This is a genomic window from Actinophytocola sp., from assembly GCF_049647105.1.
Taxonomy (GTDB): Bacteria; Actinomycetota; Actinomycetes; order Mycobacteriales; family Pseudonocardiaceae; genus Actinophytocola.
Genome location: NZ_JBARWZ010000156.1, coordinates 1 through 2,916 on the forward strand (window position 1 = coordinate 1; position 2,916 = coordinate 2,916).

Here is a 2,916-nt window from a genome sequence, read left to right on the forward strand (position 1 = left end):
TACACCGGCCTCACCCAGACGGACACTTTTCATGAGGCAACGAATCCGCCTACGCGGGCATCTTGACGTGAGGCAACAGGGGGTTGACGGCCTACCTGTGGACAACTGGTGCGGCTGTGGACAACTCGGGGGAGCCTGCGTGCTCAGCCGCAGCCGCACGACCCGCCGCAGCAGCCGCCGCCGGACGGGGCCGACGCGCCGTCACTGCCCGCGGCGCCGGTGGTCATCGCCACCATGGACAGCAGCTTGACGGTGTTGTCGTGGCCATCGGGGCAGGACGCAGGGGCGGACGACTCGCTCATCGAGCGGCGCACCTCGAAGGTGGTCGCGCAGTCGCGGCAGCGGTACTCGTATGTCGGCACGTCCCCATTCTGCCCTGCCGCTACCGTGAGGTCTCGTGCCTCGTCGTAACCGTGACCGCCGCGTGCCGCCCGCCGAGCCGCGCCCGCTGGGCAGCGCGGGCTGGCAGCGGGCCGAGTCGGCGCCGGACGGCGACTGGCTCGTGCGGAACGTGAGCGCGACGCAGGCGACGAAGACCTACCGGTGTCCAGGCTGCGACCACGAGATCCAGCCGGGAGTCGCGCACGTGGTGGTGTGGCCCGCGGACGATGTCGGGTCGATCGCCGACCGGCGGCACTGGCACCTCGGGTGCTGGCAGGCGCGCGGCCGACGGCGGCCGACACGAAAACGTTAGGAATTTCGCCCGCCGGATGTCGAACCGGCGGCCTCGGATTCGACGTGTCTGTGTAAGCAGCCTCACAGACAGGAGAAACCGATGTCGCACCCACTCGGCGCCCTCGCGGACAACATGGCCGCCTACGCCATCTACGCCACGGCCCAGTCCGGCATGCGCCGTGCCTACACCCTGATCGACGCGGGTGACCTCGCCGCCGCGGCCAACGAGATCGAGTCCGCCGCGCACGCCGCCGAGGTCCTGGCGAGGGCCTCCACGGAACTGGACCGCATCGCCCACTGGCGCCGCGTGGCCGACGCCCGTCAACATTTCGTCGACCAGCTGAAGGCAGAGAAGGCCGCCGCCTGATGCCGCGCGGACACCGCGAGTCCTGCGCTCAGACACACGGAGTCGGACGTTCCCCGACTCCGTCTGTGTGAGCGCAGGGACCCGCGGGTGAAACGGATCTAGCGCGGGAAGGACCTGGCGGCCGCCAGGAACGCGTCGTTCTCCGCGGTGACACCGATCGTGGCCCTCGCGCCCTCACCCGCGAACGCGCGGATGACGACCTTCTGGTCCAGGCAGTGCTCGTTGAACTCGGTGGTCCGCTCGCGAAGGGGCAGCCACAGGAAGTTCGCCTGCGACGCGGGCACGTCGTAGCCCATCTCCAGCAGCGCCTCGTGCACGCGGACCCGTTCCACGGTCACGTCGGCGCACCGTGACATCAGCTCCGGGGTCGCCGCCATGGCCGCGATACCCGCGGCCTGCGCGATCCTGTTCACCGAGAACGGGATCCCCACCTTGCGGACCCCGGCGGCGACGTCGCGCGACGCGGCGAGATAGCCGAGCCGGATGCCGGCCAGCGCGTACGCCTTGGAGAACGTGCGCAGTACGGCCACGTTCTGGCGGTCGAGGAAGTCGAACCCGTCCGGCACGTCCGGGTCGGTGACGAACTCGCGGTACGCCTCGTCCAGCACCACCAGCACGTTCTCCGGGACACGGTCAAGGAAGTCGGTCAGCTCGGCGGTGCGCAGCGCGGTGCCGGTGGGGTTGTTCGGGTTCGACACGAACATCAGGCGCGTGCGCTCGGTGACCGCGGCGAGCATGCCTTCGAGGTCGAGCCCGTGGTGCGCCGTCAGAGGCACCTTCACACCGGTCGCCATCGCGATCTGCGTGACGATCGGGTACGCCTCGAACGACCGCCACCCGAACACGACCTCGTCACCCTGCTCGCACGTCGCCTGCACCAGCTGCTGGCACAGGCTCACCGAACCGCAGCCGACCGCGAGCCGCGGCCGGTCGAGGCCGAAGTGCTCCGCGGTCTTGTCGAGCAGGTCGTCCGCACCCATCGCGGGGTAGCGGTTGACGTCGGCGGCCGCCTCGGCGATGGCGGCCAGCACGGACGCGGGGGCCTGACCGGACAGCTCGTTGCTGGAGAGGATGACGGCCCCGGGCACCTTCCGGCCCGCGATGTAGTCGGGCAGGGAGGCGAGGTCGGCTCTGACGGTAACTGGCATGGCCCGCATCTTCATGCCGGGAGCTTGAAGAAGCAACACAATGTGCCCTGGAACCACGCCCTCCGCACCTCGGTGAACCCCAGCTTGATCGCGACCCGCTGGGCAGGCACGTTCAGCGTCGACGTGATGATCATGACGGGCAGATCGGGGAAGGCGAGCAGGGCCCACTCCGTCGCGGCGAGGACCATCTCCGGCGCGTAGCCGCGGCCCCAGTGGCGGGGGAACAGGCGGTAGAACACGTTGAGGTACGGGCCGTCGTCGGAGTACGACAGCTGCAGCCCGCCGAACCCGATCAGCCTGCCCGTGCGGGCCAGCTCGATCGCCCAGTACCCGAAGCCGAACTCGGCCCAGTGGTCGAGCCACGCGGAGAACAGCTGCCGCGACTCGTCCGGCGTGCTCGTCCCCTCCGGCCGGAACCGCACCACCTCGGGATCGGCATGGATGGCGATCATCGCGTCGACGTCGTCCGGCGTCACCTTCCGCAGCACCAACCGCGCGGTGCTGAACCGCTCCGGTCTGTCGCCCTCCGCAACGTGCGTCACCCCACCGATGCTAACGATGCACACGGTCTCGCCACGGCAGTTGTCCACAGCGGCACCAGTTATCCACAGTCAAGATCGACAACGCCCTGTTGCCTCACGTCAAGATGCCCGCGTAGGCGGATTCGTTGCCTCATGAAAAGTGTCCGTCTGGGTGAGGCCGGTGTAGGGCTTGGTCGGGAAGTAG

Annotated in this window: 5 protein-coding genes; 2 read left to right on the forward strand and 3 right to left on the reverse strand. The window is 69.2% G+C overall.

All coding sequences use genetic code 11. The features are described 5' to 3' along the window. Positions 1 to 143: 143 nt before the first annotated feature. Positions 144 to 362 carry an FmdB family zinc ribbon protein gene (locus tag WBA97_RS19840; RefSeq protein ID WP_424232356.1) on the reverse strand — a complete coding sequence of 73 codons (219 nt, stop codon included), beginning with the start codon at positions 360 to 362 and terminating at the stop codon, positions 144 to 146. A gap of 35 nt (positions 363 to 397) precedes the next feature. Between WBA97_RS19840 and WBA97_RS19845 the strand changes: the two genes are divergently transcribed. Beyond that, complete coding sequence (locus WBA97_RS19845) at positions 398 to 694, forward strand: hypothetical protein (protein ID WP_424232357.1); 297 nt, start codon at positions 398 to 400, stop codon at positions 692 to 694. Positions 695 to 775: 81 nt separating this feature from the next. Then, entirely contained in the window at positions 776 to 1,042 is a 267-nt protein-coding gene (locus WBA97_RS19850) for a hypothetical protein (protein WP_424232358.1), read from the forward strand. 98 nt (positions 1,043 to 1,140) lie between these two features. On the opposite strand, the gene WBA97_RS19855 is transcribed toward WBA97_RS19850, so the two are convergent. Beyond that, entirely contained in the window at positions 1,141 to 2,190 is a 1,050-nt protein-coding gene (locus WBA97_RS19855; protein ID WP_424232359.1) for a histidinol-phosphate transaminase, read from the reverse strand. Between the two features lie 11 nt (positions 2,191 to 2,201). After that, positions 2,202 to 2,732 carry a GNAT family N-acetyltransferase gene (locus WBA97_RS19860; protein ID WP_424232360.1) on the reverse strand — a complete coding sequence of 177 codons (531 nt, stop codon included), beginning with the start codon at positions 2,730 to 2,732 and terminating at the stop codon, positions 2,202 to 2,204. Between the last annotated feature and the right edge of the window lie 184 nt (positions 2,733 to 2,916).

Bases quoted from the DNA above. Each gene is read 5' to 3' on its own strand.
- WBA97_RS19850 (WP_424232358.1), top strand. From the start codon at position 776: ATGTCGCACCCACTCGGCGCCCTCGCGGACAACATGGCCGCCTACGCC.
- WBA97_RS19855 (WP_424232359.1), bottom strand. From the start codon at position 2,190: ATGCCAGTTACCGTCAGAGCCGACCTCGCCTCCCTGCCCGACTACATC.